The organism is Saccharopolyspora sp. ASAGF58, from assembly GCF_012277335.1.
Lineage (GTDB): Bacteria > Actinomycetota > Actinomycetes > Mycobacteriales > Pseudonocardiaceae > Saccharopolyspora > Saccharopolyspora hattusasensis.
The window spans coordinates 1457069-1472897 of the sequence record NZ_CP040605.1 but is presented as its reverse complement, the minus strand read 5'-3'; the positions used below and the strand labels follow the sequence as shown (position 1 = coordinate 1472897).

16 protein-coding genes are annotated in these 15829 nt (G+C 68.9%); 9 read left to right on the top strand and 7 right to left on the bottom strand.

Going from position 1 to position 15829, the window contains the following annotated elements:
* Nucleotides 1-252 precede the first annotated feature (252 nt).
* From FDZ84_RS06710 to FDZ84_RS38630, 3 genes are all read right to left on the bottom strand, one after another.
* Nucleotides 253-1575: a long-chain fatty acid--CoA ligase gene (locus FDZ84_RS06710; RefSeq protein ID WP_168585180.1), complete on the bottom strand. Its 1323-nt coding sequence runs from the start codon at nt 1573-1575 to the stop codon at nt 253-255.
* Nucleotides 1576-1692: 117 nt separating this feature from the next.
* Nucleotides 1693-2409, bottom strand: a complete 717-nt coding sequence (locus FDZ84_RS06705) for a MerR family transcriptional regulator (RefSeq protein ID WP_168585179.1) — start codon at nt 2407-2409, stop codon at nt 1693-1695.
* Nucleotides 2410-2700: 291 nt separating this feature from the next.
* On the bottom strand, nt 2701-3009 hold the full coding sequence (locus tag FDZ84_RS38630) for a hypothetical protein (RefSeq protein ID WP_246868852.1): 309 nt from the start codon (nt 3007-3009) through the stop codon (nt 2701-2703).
* A gap of 71 nt (nt 3010-3080) precedes the next feature.
* On the opposite strand from FDZ84_RS38630, the gene FDZ84_RS38625 reads away from it, so the two are divergent.
* The 6 genes from FDZ84_RS38625 to FDZ84_RS06675 all read left to right on the top strand — a co-directional run bounded on the left by FDZ84_RS38625 (nt 3081) and on the right by FDZ84_RS06675 (nt 8135).
* A complete protein-coding gene (locus tag FDZ84_RS38625; RefSeq protein WP_246868851.1) occupies nt 3081-3221 on the top strand; it encodes a hypothetical protein in 141 nt (46 codons plus the stop codon).
* Nucleotides 3222-3528: 307 nt separating this feature from the next.
* Nucleotides 3529-4662, top strand: coding sequence for a CaiB/BaiF CoA-transferase family protein (locus FDZ84_RS06695; protein WP_168585178.1), 1134 nt, complete (start codon nt 3529-3531; stop codon nt 4660-4662).
* 220 nt (nt 4663-4882) lie between these two features.
* Nucleotides 4883-6061, top strand: coding sequence for an acyl-CoA dehydrogenase family protein (locus FDZ84_RS06690; RefSeq protein ID WP_168585177.1), 1179 nt, complete (start codon nt 4883-4885; stop codon nt 6059-6061).
* 42 nt (nt 6062-6103) lie between these two features.
* Nucleotides 6104-7267, top strand: coding sequence for an alkaline phosphatase family protein (locus tag FDZ84_RS06685; RefSeq protein ID WP_168585176.1), 1164 nt, complete (start codon nt 6104-6106; stop codon nt 7265-7267).
* 39 nt (nt 7268-7306) lie between these two features.
* A complete protein-coding gene (locus FDZ84_RS06680) occupies nt 7307-7759 on the top strand; it encodes a cytochrome b5-like heme/steroid binding domain-containing protein (protein ID WP_246868850.1) in 453 nt (150 codons plus the stop codon).
* Nucleotides 7743-8135 carry a hypothetical protein gene (locus FDZ84_RS06675; protein ID WP_168585174.1) on the top strand — a complete coding sequence of 131 codons (393 nt, stop codon included), beginning with the start codon at nt 7743-7745 and terminating at the stop codon, nt 8133-8135. Before FDZ84_RS06680 ends, FDZ84_RS06675 begins: the two co-directional genes overlap by 17 nt.
* A gap of 310 nt (nt 8136-8445) precedes the next feature.
* On the opposite strand, the gene FDZ84_RS06670 is transcribed toward FDZ84_RS06675, so the two are convergent.
* From FDZ84_RS06670 to FDZ84_RS06655, 4 genes are read right to left on the bottom strand one after another with little or no spacing between them, the layout of a single operon-like run.
* The gene (locus tag FDZ84_RS06670) at nt 8446-8961 is read right to left on the bottom strand and encodes a hypothetical protein (RefSeq protein WP_168585173.1); all 516 of its coding nucleotides are present in this window, start codon (nt 8959-8961) and stop codon (nt 8446-8448) included.
* A 23-nt stretch (nt 8962-8984) separates the two neighbouring features.
* Nucleotides 8985-9749 carry a hypothetical protein gene (locus tag FDZ84_RS06665; RefSeq protein WP_168585172.1) on the bottom strand — a complete coding sequence of 255 codons (765 nt, stop codon included), beginning with the start codon at nt 9747-9749 and terminating at the stop codon, nt 8985-8987.
* A gap of 22 nt (nt 9750-9771) precedes the next feature.
* Nucleotides 9772-10941, bottom strand: a complete 1170-nt coding sequence (locus FDZ84_RS06660; RefSeq protein ID WP_168585171.1) for a WXG100 family type VII secretion target — start codon at nt 10939-10941, stop codon at nt 9772-9774.
* On the bottom strand, nt 10938-11264 hold the full coding sequence (locus FDZ84_RS06655; RefSeq protein ID WP_168585170.1) for a hypothetical protein: 327 nt from the start codon (nt 11262-11264) through the stop codon (nt 10938-10940). The genes FDZ84_RS06660 and FDZ84_RS06655 overlap by 4 nt, the downstream gene beginning before the upstream one ends.
* A 448-nt stretch (nt 11265-11712) precedes the next feature.
* Here FDZ84_RS06655 and FDZ84_RS06650 point away from each other — a divergent pair, with 448 nt between their 5' ends.
* The 3 genes from FDZ84_RS06650 to FDZ84_RS06640 are packed head-to-tail and all read left to right on the top strand — an operon-like array spanning nt 11713 to nt 15775.
* Complete coding sequence (locus tag FDZ84_RS06650; RefSeq protein WP_168585169.1) at nt 11713-13197, top strand: FAD-linked oxidase C-terminal domain-containing protein; 1485 nt, start codon at nt 11713-11715, stop codon at nt 13195-13197.
* On the top strand, nt 13197-14453 hold the full coding sequence (locus tag FDZ84_RS06645) for an FAD-binding oxidoreductase (RefSeq protein WP_210435456.1): 1257 nt from the start codon (nt 13197-13199) through the stop codon (nt 14451-14453). Before FDZ84_RS06650 ends, FDZ84_RS06645 begins: the two co-directional genes overlap by 1 nt.
* Nucleotides 14453-15775: a (Fe-S)-binding protein gene (locus FDZ84_RS06640; protein ID WP_168585168.1), complete on the top strand. Its 1323-nt coding sequence runs from the start codon at nt 14453-14455 to the stop codon at nt 15773-15775. Before FDZ84_RS06645 ends, FDZ84_RS06640 begins: the two co-directional genes overlap by 1 nt.
* Nucleotides 15776-15829 lie beyond the last annotated feature (54 nt).

The following is a 15829-nucleotide window of genomic DNA, read 5'->3' as shown; positions in this document are numbered from 1 at the left end:
AACTGGTCGAGGATCCGGTAGCGTTGACTGCGGGAAACGTAGCGCGCAGACCCTTAGCTCCAGCTAAGGGTTACCGCGTCAAGTTCGCGGTTGACGTGGGCAGCGGTGACCCTGCCAAGGTTATTTTCCTGCCCTCTGCATAATGATCAGCTGTGGGCTTCGAGGTTGCTCGGCGGTGAAGCAGGAACCAACGGGAACCCGCGAGGCATTACCGCTCCGACCAACGCTTCCGTTGGCCGGAGTCCCTCGGCTTTAGTTATCCAGAGGTGCTGGGAGCGACGGGGAGGACGCCAAGGTCAGGTAACCGTCGGCGTCCAGCACCCCGACGTCACCGGTGCGCAGCCATCCGTCGGCGTCCGCGGCGGGCCTGATCGCCCCGTCGGGCTGCAGGTAGCCCGCGCATACCAGCGGACCGCGCACCAGCACTGCCCCGTCGGCGGCGGTGCGGACCTCGACGCCGGGCACGGCGCGGCCGACGGTGCCCGGGCGGTGGGCGCCCGCGTGGTTGGTGGTGACGCAGCCGGTGGTTTCCGTCATGCCCCAGAGCTCGAAGATGTCCACGCCGATCGCGCCGAAGAACTCCAGCAGGGCGGCCTCGATCGGGGCGGCACCGCTGGCCGGCCACACGGCGTGGTCCAGCCCGATGCGGGCCCGCAGCCAGCGCAGCGCCTGCGGATCGGAGCGCCGCTCGGCCGGAATTTTCCGGATCGCGGCGGCGAGCTTCTCCCAAACCCTGGGCACGGCGAAGAAGAGGGTCGGCCGGGTGCGGACCAGGGCCGCGAGCATTCGGCCTTGATCGGCGCAGAAGTGCACGTGCGCGACATCGTGGATCGCCGCGTAGAGCCCGATCATCCGCTCCGCGATGTGCGCCAGCGGCAGGTAGCACAGCCGCGGCGCGTGTCGCTCGGGCTTCGTGGCCTGGTGCAGCGCGGCCGCCGCGAAGCAAATGTTCCGGTGGGTGAGCACCACGCCTTTCTGCTCGCCGGTGGTTCCGGAGGTGTAGAGGATCGCGGCCGGGTGGTTCGGTTGGATCGCCTGCCACGCCCGCTGCACCAGTTCGGGATCGTCGCGCAAGTGCTGCTCGCCGAGCCGCCACAGGGTTTCCCAGGTGCGGAACCGGGGATCGGCGGACACCATCGCCGCCTCGTCGAGCACCACGATGTGCTCGATGGTGGACGTGTTGCGCAGCGCCTTCGACCAGCGCCGCAACTGGTCGGCGACGTCGAGCACGACCACCCGCGCCCTGCTGTGCTGGGCGATGTGGTGCACCTGGTCCTGGCTGAGCGTGGGGTAGAGGGTGCTGGGCACCGCGCCGAGATGGGTGGCCGCGACGTCGATCAGCCAGTGCTCGGCGCGATTCGCCATCATGATCAGCATCGTTTGGCCGCTTTGCAGGCCCATCGCCGCGAGCCCGGCGGCCAACGCGTGTACCCCGTGGTGCGCCTCGGCCCAGGTCCAGGTGCGTCCGTCGTCGGTAAGCGCCGGACGCTGCGGGAACTCCGCGGCGTTGCGCGAGAACAGTTGCGGGATGGTCGCTTCCAGCGCGGCGGTGGCCCAGGCTTCCGAAACGCTCATTTGGCCTCCCCTCGGCACACCTTCGAAGTGGCGTGCGTCACGACGCGATGAAACCTCACGGGTGGCGTCGCTGGCGAGCGGCCGAAAGCCGGAATCCGATAACGTGATCCGGTCAAATCAGACGTGATCGCGGATCACGTCGTTGACGGCCCGCTGGAATCCGTTCACCAGGACCTGGATGGTCAGCGGTCGCAGTTGGTCGGTCGCGGCGCGGACCCGCTCGCGTTCGTCCTCCGGCCGGCCGCGCTCGACGTAGGGGCGCAGCACGTTCGCGGCGAACAGCTCGCGCAGGTCGGCCGCGATCTGCGCGGTGTGCTGCTCGACGATCCCCTTGGCCTGCAACAGCATTTCCAGCGGAAGGTCGAGGTCCAGGATCTGCAGGCCGACGCCCAGCATCGCCGGGCTGGGCAGCCGGAGCCTCGCCGAGTCCGGAATCCGCTGCAGGATGCCGAGTTCGATGAGCTGCTCCACCAGCGCGTCGTCTAGGTGCCGGCCGGCGCGGCGGTCCAGCTCGTGCCGCTCCAGGTCTTCGGCGTGCTCGTCCGTCCACGGCGCGATCAGCGCGCGTTGCAGCGCGAGTTCGTCCGGCGAGGCGTCGGCCGGGATGCGCTCCAGGTGGCGCTCGATCGCCGACAGCGTGAAACCGAGCGCCTGCAGTTCGCGGATCAGGTCGAGTCGGGCCAGGTGATCGCCGCCGTAGAGGCCGAGCCGGCCGCGCAGCCGGGGCGGCGGCAGCAGGCCGCGCGAGGAGTAGAACCGGACGGTGCGCACGGTGACTCCGGCGCGGGCGGCCAGTTCGTCGATGGTGAGCTCTTCGTCCGCAGTTCGGAGCATGGCCGCAACGTTACTCCTCGGCCGCTGTAACACCAACGGTGTCTCATCGACGCTGTGATCCCAGCTGGCTGGGTTCGGGCAGGTCAAGCCACATTATCGGGGGTTTGATCATGGTGCCCGACGCTGCCTGTCGGAGGTCTGCGCCGGGCGCTCCGGACCTAGCCGACTCGCAGCGTCGGGGCTTCTCGTCCGCATTCGATGGCAGGGGCCGCGGTAAACCCTTCCGGCATCTGCGCGAGCTGGACGGGTGCACCTGCGGTCCGAGCCCGTAGAACTTCTGGAAACCCATGATCACCGGTCGCCACGCGTCCGGGTCGATGCGGTCGGTGGTTCCCTCCATGCGGATCTCCTCGTGCACGTGCACGAGGAGATCCGCACCTCCACGGCCACGATCCCGCCGCGCTGCGCCTCGTCGTCCTCGGCCACCGGATGCTCCGCTTCGACGACTGCTTCCATCGCCACCGGGCACTCGGCGGCTCGTGGCGGCGACACCGTTTCGGAGGCGACCGGCGTGAGTTCCGCGCGGCCGAACCTGTCGGACTCGAACCGGTAGCTCGCCTCGTGCTTGTAGGGCGGAATCGGATTCCAACCCGGGGTCATACGCCAGCCGATCGACGACGTGCGCGAGCGAATCGGACGGCAGGTTCAGGACGCATTCGCCGGTCCGCCGCGTGTTCTGGACGGTCTTCGAGTGGGTGCTCATTCCGAGCGTGCCTCGCCAGGCGTGCCAGAAAGCCGACGACATCGGGGCGAGGTTGGCGGATCCGTCTTCGTTCAGCGTGGAGATCAGCACCGTCGGCGTCCCGAAGTAGAGAATGCTAGTTCGATTCGGGTGTGCGTCGAGGTCTTTGCCATCATGAGATCGATCTTTGTGGCGGGAGATGCCACCGGGCTGGCGGCAATCAGACCTCTCGTTGCACGCGCCCACGGCACCACTGCGAGAGCTGCGCGGGAGCCAGGTGCCCGTCTCGTGTGCTGTGATGCAGGTCCGCTCGAACCTGCTCCGAACGCAGGGCGTTCGGGGCAGGTCAAGGCCTTGACCGCCGTAACACCAACGGTGTAACACTAGAGTAGTCGCGATGCTTGTGATGCGCGACACAGGCTGCGGAGAGGTGTGGCGTGACAGGTACAGGCGGGCCGCTGGCCGGGATCAAAGTCGTCGAGCTCGCAGGGATCGGGCCCGCCCCGTTCTGCGCGATGCTGCTGGCCGACCTTGGTGCCGACGTGGTGCGGGTGGACCGTCCCACCGCCGTCGGCGGCAAGACCGACCTGCTCAACCGCGGCAAGCGCTCCGTGCAGGTGGACCTGAAGCACGAGCGCGGCGCGGAGGCGGTGCTGGCGCTGGTCGAGCGGGCGGACGTGCTGCTGGAAGGGTTGCGTCCCGGCGTCACCGAACGCCTCGGGGTGGGGCCGGAGCAGTGCTGGGCCGTCAACCCGAAGCTGGTCTACGGGCGCATGACCGGCTGGGGGCAGCAGGGGCCGTTGGCGTCCACCGCCGGGCACGACATCGACTACATCTCGCTGACCGGCATGCTGCACGCCATCGGCCGAAAGGGCGGTCCGCCGCAGGTCCCGGCGAACCTGCTCGGCGATTTCGGCGGCGGCGCGATGTACCTCGCGGTCGGCGTCCTCGCCGCGCTGCTGGAGGCCCGCACCAGCGGCCGTGGCCAGGTCGTGGACGCGGCCATTGTGGACGGTGCTGCGCACCTGGGGACCATGCTGTTCGGGTTCCTGGCCAACGGCGGTTGGCGCACCGAGCGCGGCACGAACCTGCTGGACACGGGTGCCCCGTACTACGACGTTTACGAAACCTCGGACGGCGAGCACGTTTCCGTCGGCGCGCTGGAACCGCAGTTCTACGCCGAACTGCTGGACCGGCTGGGCCTGGCGGGCGAGGTGCCAGACCGCGACGACCCGGCGAACTGGCCGGAGCTGAGAGAACGGTTCGCCGCTACCTTTCGGCAGCGCACCCGGCAGGAGTGGGCGGAGGTGTTCGCGGACTCCGACGCGTGCGTCGCTCCGGTGCTCTCCATGACCGAAGCGGAAGTTCACCCCCACATGGCGGCCCGCGAAACGCTGGTCCGGCGAGACGGCACCCTGCAACCGGCGCCCGCGCCGCGGTTCAGCCGGACCCCGAACCCGCCGCCCAAACCGGTGGCTGAGCCCGGCGCCGACACCGAAGCCGTGCTGCGGGACTGGAAGATCCCGACCGAACTGCTCGGCTCCGGCGCATTCGGTCTGGGGAAGCCATGAACGTCTCCGCCCCGGCGGCCCGCCGACCGGGCGGGGGGTGGCAGGAAGGTTCCCTTCCTCGCGCCGGCCCCCACCCGCGCCCCAGGCGCGCGCCTGCGGCTGGATCCGGTCCGTCGGTGACAGGAAGGTTCCCATGCTCTCGCCGCGCCGGGGCTGGGGTGACAGGAAGGTTCCCTTCCTCGCACGACCGGCACGAGCACTGATTAGGAGGCGTGAACCGATGCGCAGGGAGTTGTTCGAGCCCGAGCACGAGGCGTTCCGCGAGACGGTGCGCACCTTCGTCAACAAGGAACTGGTGCCGCACATCGAGGAGTGGGAGGCCGCCGGGGTGGTCAGCCGCGAGGCGTGGCTGGCGGCCGGATCTCAGGGGCTGCTGGGCTTCGCCGTCGACGAGCAGTACGGCGGCGGTGGCGTCGACGACTTCCGGTTCAACGTGGTCTTCGACGAGGAACTCGTCAACGCGGGCATCTCCGGCTTCGGTTCCCTGCTGCACAACGACATCATCGCGCCCTACCTGATGGCGCTTGCCGACGAAGAGCAGAAGCAGCGCTGGCTGCCCGGGTTCTGCCGGGGCGAGATCATCACCGCGATCGCCATGACCGAGCCGGGCGCGGGCAGCGACCTCCAGGGCATCCGCACCACCGCGGTGCGCGACGTTGGGGGCACCTCCCGCTCGAGCGAAGCCGCGAGTGGGGGCGACTTCATCCTCAACGGGCAGAAGACCTTCATCAGCAACGGCATCCTCGCGGACCTGGTGATCGTGGTGGCCCGCACCGACCCGGACGCCGGACACCAGGGCATCAGCCTGCTGGTCGTGGAGCGCGGCATGCCGGGCTTCGAACGCGGCCGCAACCTCGACAAGATCGGCCTGAAGTCGCAGGACACCGCGGAACTGTTCTTCAACGACGTGCGGGTGCCGGCGCGCAACCTGCTCGGCGAGGAAGGCCAGGGCTTCATCTACCTGATGCAGAACCTGCCGCAGGAGCGGCTGTCGATCGCGGTGGCCTCGGCCGCCACCGCCGAGAAAGTCCTGTCGATCACCAAGGACTACTGCCGCGACCGCACCGCTTTCGCCCGCCCGATCGGCAAGTTCCAGCACATCCGCTTCGAGCTGGCGGAGATGGCCACCGAGGTCGAGATCGGCCGGGTGTTCACCGATCGTTGCATCATGGACCACGTTCGCGGTGAACTGGACGTCGAGCACGCCGCGATGGCCAAGTGGTGGCTCAGCGAGTTGAACAAGCGGGTCGTGGACCGCTGCCTGCAGCTGCACGGCGGCTACGGCTACATGACGGAATACCCGGTCGCCAAGGCGTATCTGGATTCCCGGAGCCAGACGATCTACGGCGGCACCACCGAGATCATGAAGGAGATCATCGGGCGGTCGATGGGATTCTGACGGTCGTGAGCGCCGCCGCGCTCACGAGAGAGGCAGGGCGCCATGGATTGGATCGTCGCTCCCGACGGTGCCGGGCGCGCACTGCCCGACGTCCTCCCGTCGCTGCTCGGCGCGATGGGCGTGACCGGGTTCGCCGACACCATCGGGTTCCCGGCCTGCCGCACCGCCGGGGTGCTGCTGATCGACGGTCTCGGCCGGGACTTGCTGCAGGAGCACGCCGGGGACGCGCCGTTCATGGCGAGCCTGCTGACGACGCCACCGCTGAAGGCGGGTTTCCCGACGACGACGGTCACCAGCATCACCTCGCTGGGCACCGGCCGGTGCGCGGGCGAGCACGGTCTCGTCGGCTACAGCTTCGCCGAGCCGTCGGGCGGCCTGTTGCATCCGCTGAGCTGGGGAACGCACGGCACGGTAGGCGATTCCACCGGAGGCCGTCGAAGTCTGCTCGACCAGTGGCCGCCGGAGCAGGTGCAACCGACGCCGACGGTGCTGGAACGGGCGGTCGCGGCGGGCGTCGAAGTCCGGACCGCCGTGCCCGCGGAGTTCAAGAACACGGGGCTGACCAGGGCAGCGTTTCGCGGCGGGGATTTCCGGGGCTTGCGGGCCCTGGGCGATCTCGCAGCCGAGCTGCTCGCCGCGCTGAGCGCCGGCGGCCCGGCGCTGAGCTACGGCTACCACGGTCATCTCGACCTGCTCGGGCATGTGCACGGCCCGGGCTCGTTGCCCTGGCGCCTGCAACTGACCGTGCTCGACCGGCTGGTTGCGACGCTGGCTGAGCGGCTCCCGCCGGGCGCGGTGCTGGCCGTGATCGCCGACCACGGCATGGTCCAGGTCGACCCGGTTGAGGCAATCGATGCAGACACCGACCCGGCGCTGCAAGCCGGTGTGCGGTTGCTGGGCGGCGAAGTCCGTGCCCGCCACGTCTACGTCGAGCCCGGTGCGCTGGCCGATGTGCATGCCGCGTGGTGGGAGACGATCGGCGACCGGGGCGTGGTGCTCACCGGCGAGCAGGCTATCGACGAGGGCTGGTTCGGTCCCGTGGTGGCCGATTCGGTGCGCCCGCGCATCGGCGACGTGCTGGCGATCATGCGCGATTCCGGGGTGATCCGGTCGGTGGTCGAGCCAGGCGAGTCCGCGCTGCGCGGGCACCACGGGTCGCTCACCTCGGCCGAGCAGTTGGTGCCGGTGCTCGTGCTGGGCGGATGAGGGACGATGTGCGACGAAGGGCTGTTCGGGCCGCAAACCGTGACCTGGCAGCTGCACGCCGATCCGGCGATGTGGTTCGCCGGCATCTGCAGCCTCTACCTGCAGGCGCTGCATCCCCAACCGGCGAGCGGGGAATCTCGTATCTGTTCCCTGCCGGTCGTCTCAATGGCGGACGTCGCGGACCGGGATGCGCAATGGATAGTGATCGACGATCAGGTTCTCGACGTCACGGAATTCACTGCACAGCACCCCGGCGGATGCGCCGTGATGTACGCCAACATCGGTCGTGACGCGTCGCGGGACTACCACCACGTTTCGGCCCACCACAGGAAATCCGTGGCCCGGAAGATCGAGCAGCTCGGCGTCGCCAGGATCGATCCGCGCGACCGGGCCGAAGATTCGCCTGAGTGGCAGCGGCTGCTCGATTACCTGTGTCTGTTCCGGAACTCGTTCGCCGTGCAACGCGGCGATACACGTGATCCGGGTTCTTGAGTTGGTGTTCTCCGGTCAGTCTTACTGCCATTTGCTGGATGATCACCTTCCCTCGTTCATGCAGACTCTTGAGTGCATCGGTGCGGACCCGCGCGCGACTCAGCCTACGGACAGCGCGGTCTTCACCAGCAACGTCAAATCGGTGACCGAAGGCGTTCTTGCCGCCGGTGACGCGGCGACCGCTCGAGCCATTCTTGAGCGCCTGCGACCCTCGGTCGCCAACTTGATGGACACGCTCATTCGTATCAGTGCCAACGCGACTCGCCCGGGAACGCGCGATGCCGACGACAGCGATTCAGTCCAACACGCCCAGCAAGCCGTCGACCACATCGGACAATGGATCGGGGAAGAGCATGAGTACTGGTGCCACGGTTGACACCACGGCCAAGCAGGACCGTACGATTCCTGAACAGAGACGGCGGAGTTCGCTGAACCCGGTCCCTGAACAGCGTTCGGCGGGATCGCTGGACCACTGTGTCTGCGGGGCGCCAGCGACACCCGTTTCGACGAGACCCAGGAGGCTTTTAACGAATTGGTGGATGCCTTCGCGGGACCGCACGGGTTGCTTGGTGTGCACAAGGGAAAGGTGCTCGATGCCGCCTACCAGTACTTGAAGGCCCCGATCGTGTTGATCTGGGAAGGGAGCAAGGGAACCTTCCTGTCACCTGACCGCCGGCGGCGACGCCCTACTGCCGGAGCAGGAGGTTGGAGCCGTCGGCGAAGTCGATGGATGCGAACGGCGTGCCGAAGAACGCCCGGCCCAGCAGCACGTCCCGGATGCCGCGTACCGCGTTCGGCGGCTGCTCCCACCAGGTGACCAGCGGTGCCGCGGGTTGGTCGATGAATCGTGCCGGGATGACCACGGCGATGCGCTGCGTCGTGGTGACCAGCCAGGCGTAGCCGTTGCCGGCCGCCAGCACGTCCGCGACCTGCACGGCGAGCTGGTGGCCGTCGGCGGCCGTCGCCCATCCGCGAATCCCGCGGTCGTGCACCCACTCGTCGCCGACGTGTTCGCCGCGCGCGACGAGCTCGGACGGCTTGAGGTAGTCCGCCGACACCGCTTGGGCGCACTTCGGCACCGGGTTGACCGGCACATGCGGTGCCTTCGGGCTACCGGCCACTGTGGACGCCAGGAAGCCGGGTCGGCGTTCGAAGATCCGGTGCATCGACTCGCCCTGGCGCAGCCAGCTCTGCGCGGCCACCTGTGCGAGGTCCTTCGGTGTTGTTACCAACTTCCGACCCCGTTTCCGCGCACCAGGCCGAGGACCCGGTTCGGATCGGTTCCGGCCGGGATCCGCAGTTCGAGCCTGGAACCGTCGGCGAAGTTGATCCGCAGGTAGGAGCTGCTGCGATTGTCCTTGTCGTAGTCGTGCCCGCGAAATTCGCGTGGCACGACGCCGTAGCCGCTGATCTGCTCGGTCCCGACGTTCGCGCGTTCGACCACCTGCGGTGTCCGGGTCTGGCCGTCGTGGTCGAAGTAGCGGCCCTTGTTGTTGATCGTGCTGCCCATCGTGCCCGCGAAGTCGTCGGCGAGCTGGTAGGCGGGGCCGGTGGCCTTCTTGATCTTCTCCAGGCCCTTGTCGAACCAGTCCTTGGAGCCTTCCGGGATCTCGGTCAGCTCCAGCAGCGCCAAGCGGCCGGGAGTGGCCACCAGGACCCCGGGGAGTTCTCCGGGGGAGGCCTCGCCCTGCGTGCCGGTCATCCTGACCGCGGTGGCGTCGGCACCCCGGGCCGCCACCACCGCGGTGGGCAGGTTGCGCTGATCGGCGGGTTCATCGCCCCAGGTCATCAGCGAGTTGATGCGGAAGGGCAGCGAGCCCACCTGGAACGCGGCGCGGGTCAGGATGTTCCGCCGCCGCTTGCCGTGCTCGTCGAGACCATCCACTTCGAACAGCGGGATGTGGTACGGGTCGGGGAAGGCCCAGACGATCGGCTCGCCCGGCTCGCACCACCACGAGCGTGCGCTGAGGATCAGGTGGTCCAGGGTCATTGCGCTCGACGCCCCCACGAGGTCACGAGAATCCCTTCTCCTGCGCGGACTTGCTCTCCTCCGGGGTGAGCTGCCCGCTGATCCGCTGGTTGGTCTCGTCGTACATGGCCTTCGGGATCTCCTTCACGGCCTGTCCCTCGGCAGTCTCCATCACGCCGCTGACGGCAGCACCACCCAGGGATGCCTTCCCGCCGAGTGCCCCGCCGATGACCTTGCCCGCGAGGTTGGCGGCCAGCGCCTCCTCACCGGTCTTGTGCAGCCCCTGGCTCTTCATGAAGACGTTGCTCGTCTTCGAGGTCGCGAACTCGCGCAGTACCTCACCGGTGTTGGGATCCTTGACCTGCTCGATCTTGCCCTTGGAGAGCTGCCGGGTGAGCAGCCTGCCGAGCCGGCCGGACTCGCGGATCTTGTTGAGCAGTTCTTCCAGCTTCTTGAGCCACTTGTAGAGCTGGGCCTGGATCTTGGCGACCTGCGCGGCGATCCGGCCGCCGGTGATGCCGACCGATGCCGTCGTGGTGGCGCTGGCGGCACCGACCGAGGCGCCTGCGGTGATCCACGAGGCGGCGAGTGCGGCGAGCCACTGGATGATCAGGCTGATGATGAGTTCGGTCAGGATGTTGATGACGAGCTCGACGAACATGTCGAACATGTCCGCAATCCCGTCGAGCGTTTCCTTGAGTCCGCGGACGTCCTGGGCCAGCGCCTTGGTGCCCTCGCCGAATTCGTTCATCTGGTTGCGGAAGGCGTCGCCGTCCTGGCCGACCCACGACGCGGCGGTCGCCTCGGCGCGCTTGGGCTCCTGTTCGCCGACCGAGTCGAGCCACTTCGCGACCTCTTCCCAGCCCTTGCCGGTGGCCCGCATCTGCTCGGGGTCGCCGATGGCCTGCTCGGCGATCTCGATCAGCGGCGTCATCACGATCGACACCAGGAAGCCGAGGCCGTTGTCCAGCAGCGCCTGGCCCGGGTTCTGCAGGAGTTCCATCTGCTCCTGGCGCGCCGAGATGACCGCGGAGGTCCACTCGGGTGCGGCGGAGCCGTCGGCGAAGCTGCCGCCGTCGGTGTTGACCGCCGCGTCCCGGAGGCCGTACGCGGCGTTGGCGGCGGAGGAGCCGCGGGTCAGGGTCTGCTCCGCCCAGTTCTTGCGGGTGGAGTCGCCCTGGTTCAGTTCGGTGAACGTCCCTGGCCCCGTCATCCGGCAAGCCCCTCCCCGGCCTTGTTGAGCAGTTCGATGATCTGCTGCTCAGTGTCGTTGTAGTCCTTGACGGTGTCGTCGAGGGACTGCTTGGTCTCGACGAGGAACTGCTGCGCCTTCTGGGCCATCTCCTGGCAGCCCTGCAGCGTCTCGAAATACTTGTCGCTGATGCCGACGGCATTGCCGATCGGGCCGAAGCACTGGTCGTCGGTCCGGGCCTGTTCGAGCAGTTGCGCCAACTGCCCGAACTTGTCGGCCAGGCTCTCGCAGCCACCGCCGTGCCCGGACAAGGTCCCGGGCGTCATCCGCAGCTCGCCGCCCACGGCGCCTCCCTCAGTGTGAATTGACTGGTTGTCGTCTCCTTGTCGGTTTCGACGTCGGTCAGGAGCTGCCGGTTCCGTTCGATTCGCGGCGTCTTGGTGGATCTGTCTCATTGCCGCGGCCGGCGCGGTGGGCCACTCGGCGCGAGGATGGGAATCTTCCTGTCGCCTGCCGGTCCGGGGGCGTGAGCATGGGAACCTTCCTGTCATTGCCAGCCCGGCGGCGGGGCCGTGTTGCGCCGCCGCCCGGCTCGCCTTGCGGGTGGGTTGGCAGGAAGGTTCCCTTGCTCTGGTCATGACGGGTGCTGGGGGCGATCCTGGTTCTGTGCGGGACTCGAGCGTCACGGCGGGGCCATCTTGTCGACCTCTTGTATCTATGTTGTGGACAACCTATGGTTCCCCGTGACCGGAATGGTCTTTCCACAGCCGGAAGAAGTCCGGGAGGCTGAGCATGCAGTCGACCAGCACCGAGGCCGAGCAGGCGCTCGACCAAGTCGTGCAGCGCTTCCGCGCGGCACTGCCCCCCAACGCGGTGATCACCGACCCGCAGCGGCTGCGCACCTACGAGTGCGACGGACTGGCGAGCTACCGAGTCGTGCCCGCCGTGGCGGTGCTGCCCGAAACCGCCGAGCAGGTCCGCCAGATCGTCCGGATCTGCGCCGAGCACCAGGTCCCGTTCGTCGCCCGCGGCTCCGGCACCGGGCTGTCCGGTGGGGCGCTGCCGCACGCATCGGGCGTGCTGGTGGTGACCTCGAAGATGCGGCGGATCCTGGAGATCGACCTCGCCAACGAGCGGGCCGTGGTGGAACCGGGCGTGATCAACCTCGACGTCACCAAAGCCGTCGCCGCGCAGGGCTACTATTTCGCGCCGGACCCGTCCAGCCAGCAGGTGTGCTCGGTGGGTGGCAACGTCGCGGAGAACTCCGGCGGCGCGCACTGCCTGAAGTACGGCTTCACCACCAACCACATCCTCGACCTGGAAGTCGTCACCCCGGACGGAGACATCGTCGAACTCGGCGGCGACGCGCGGGAAGCCCCCGGATACGACCTGCTGGGCGCCTTCATCGGAAGCGAGGGCACGCTCGGCGTGGTCACCAAGATCACCGTGCGGCTGCTGCGCAAACCCGAAGCGGTGCAGACCCTGCTGGCCGGGTTTCCATCGACCGACGAGGCGGGCGCGGCGGTGTCGGCGATCATCGCCGACGCGGTCACCCCGGCGGCGATCGAGATGATGGACGCGCTGGCCATTGAGGCCGCCGAGCAGGCCGTGCAGTGCGGCTACCCGGAAGGCGCCGGTGCGGTGCTGGTCGTCGAGCTCGACGGCCCGGCCGCCGAGGTCGCGCACACCTTCGCCGAGGTCAAGCGGCACTGCGAAGCGCACGGCGCGTTCGAGATCCGGGTCGCCGCCGACGACGGCGAGCGCGCGATGATCTGGAAGGGCCGCAAGTCCGCGTTCGCCGCGGTGGGCCGCATCAGCCCCGACTACATCGTGCAGGACGGGGTGATCCCGCGGACCGCGCTGCCCGAGGTGCTCGGCCGCATCGCCCGGCTGTCCGCCGAATCCGGCGTGCGGGTCGCCAACGTCTTTCACGCCGGCGACGGCAACCTGCACCCGCTGGTGCTCTTCGACGACGCCGAACCGGGCGCGAACGACCGGGCCGAGGCGGTCTCGAGCGCGATCCTCGACCTGTGCATCGAGCACGGCGGCTCGATCACCGGCGAGCACGGCGTCGGCGCGGACAAGGTCAAGTACATGGGCCGGATGTTCACCGCGGACGACCTCGACACCATGCAGCGCGTACGCTGCGCCTTCGACCCGGTCGGGATCTGCAACCCGGGCAAGGTCTTCCCGACGCCGAGGCTCTGCGGCGAAGTGCCCGGGCCCCGGCGCGGCGCGCATCCACTGACCGAAGCGGGATTGGCGGACCAGTTCTGATGCCCACCACAACCAAGGACGCCGCGCGCGAAGCACTCGTGGCCGCGCTCGGTTCCGAATGCGTGCGGGACGCGACGAATACCGACGTGGTGTCGGGCGTCCGCCCGCACTGGGTGGCCACTGTGGACGGAACCGAGCGGACGTCGGTCGCGATGAAGGTCGCCGCCGAGCACGGCCTGCGGATGGTGCCCAAGGGGTCGGGCAGCAAGCTCGACTGGGGCAGCGCTCCGGAGGCGGTGGACCTGCTGCTCGACGTGTCGGCCGCCAAGGGCATCGTCGACCACGCCGCGGGCGACCTCGTCGTGCACGCCCTGGCGGGAACACCGATCGCCGAGGTCAACAACACCGTGCGCGCCGCCGGGCAGCAGCTGGCGATCGATCAGCCGCTGCCGACCGCGACGCTTGGCGGGATCATCGCCACCGGCACCGCTGGCCCGTGCCGGCACCTCTTCGGCGGGGTGCGTGACCTGCTCATCGGCATCACGGTCGTGCGGGCCGACGGCACCGTGACCACCGCCGGCGGGAAGGTCGTCAAGAACGTCGCCGGCTACGACCTCGGCAAGCTCTACACCGGTTCCTTCGGCACGCTCGGGGTGATCACCGAGGCGGTGTTCCGGTTGCACCCGGTCGCCGCCGAGCACCGCTGGATCACCGTCACCACCGACGCCCCCGCGACGGCCGCGACCGCAGCCGACATCGTCCGGCATTCCCAGGCGATGCCCACCGCGATCGAGCTCGATCGTCCCGAGCCCGCCGGACCGATCACGATCTGCGCGCAGCTCGAGGGCAGGCCCAACGCCACGCACGACCGCGCGGTCGAGCTGGCCGCCGCCATCGGGCACGGCGCGGAAGTGCTGGACAAGGCCCCGTCCTGGTGGGGCCGCTACCCGTTCGACCCGGTGGGTGGGATCGGCCTGCGCCTGGGCGCGGAGCCGACGGCACTGCCCCGAGTGCTCAGCGGCGCGCAAGAAGCGGCCGCGGCGAGCGGCCTGCCGTTGGCGATACGCGGAGCGGCCGGGCTCGGCGTGCTCAACGCCGGGCTGCCCGGCGACACCGACCCCGCAGCTGTCGTCGAACTCGTCAAGGCACTGCGCACCGGCTGCGACTACGCGGTGCTGGTCCGTGCGCCGAAGGATGCCGCGATCGACCCGTGGGGGCCGATCGCACCGGGACTGCTGGCGCTGATGCGCCGCACCAAGGACCAGTTCGATCCGGAACACCGGCTCGGCCCCGGTCGGTTCGTGGGAGGAATCTGATGACCGAGACCCCGGCCCGCCCGGGCGCCTTCGACGCGCTGCACCCGCCGCAGCGCGAACTCGTCGACGACTGCGTCCACTGTGGATTCTGTCTGCCCAGCTGCCCCACCTACGACCTGTGGGGCGAGGAGATGGACTCGCCGCGCGGCCGCATCTACCTGATGAAGGAAGGGCTCGAAGGAGAGCCCATGACCGACACCATGGTCGGCCACTTCGACGCGTGCCTCGGCTGCATGGCATGCGTGACCGCCTGCCCGTCCGGGGTGCAGTACGGCACGCTCATCACCGAGACACGGGCGCAGGTCGAGCGGAACCACCAGCGCGGACGCTGGGAACGGCTCCTGCGCACGGCGATCTTCACGCTGTTCCCGTACCCGCGCCGCCTCAAGGCGATGCGCGGACCGCTCGCGCTCTACCAGCGGCTCGGCATCGGAAACCTGCTCAAGCGGTCCGGGCTGCAGGCGTTGCTGCCGGACGGGCTGCAGGTGATGGAATCCCTCGTGCCGCCCATCGGCCGCGCCCCGAAGCTGGGGCACCGGATACCGGCGCGCGGCAAGCGGCGCGCGACCGTCGGGATGATCACCGGCTGCGTGCAGAGCGCCTTCTTCCCCGACGTCAACGCGGCGACGGCACGCATCCTCGCCGCCGAGGGCTGCGACGTCGTGATCCCACCGGCGCAGGGCTGCTGCGGCGCGCTCAGCGAGCACTCGGGGCGGGAAGAGGAAGCGATCAAGTTCGCCCGCGACCTGCTCGACACCTTCGAAGAATCCGGAGTGGACTACGTCGTCATCAACTCGGCCGGCTGCGGCTCCACGCTGAAGGAATACCCGCGGCTGCTGCAGGACGACCCCGAATACGCCGAACGCGCGGAGCGCTTCTCCGCGCGCGTGCGGGACATCGCCGAGCTGCTCGTCGAACTCGGACCGGTCGCGAAGCGGCACCCGCTGCCGGTGCAGATCGCCTACCACGACGCCTGCCACCTCGCGCACGGCCAAGGCATCCGGTCGCAGCCCCGTGAACTGCTGCGCGCGATCCCCGAGCTTGAACTCAAGGAGATCAACCGCGGCGAACTGTGCTGCGGCTCCGCTGGCGTCTACAACCTGCTCCAACCGGAGCCGGCGCGCGAGCTCGGCGACCGAAAGGCCGAGAACGTCCTCGCCACCGGAGCGAAGCTGCTGGTGACGGCGAACCCGGGCTGCTCGATGCAGATCCGCACCGCGCTCGAGCGCCGCGGCGAGCACCTCGCGATGGCGCACACCGTCCAAGTGCTCGACGCGTCCATCCGTGGCCAGGGCGTCGAAACCCTGCTGCCACGGGTGTGATCGCTCGACAGGCGGTGCAGCCATTGACTGTGACAGTGTTGGTGTCACACTCTG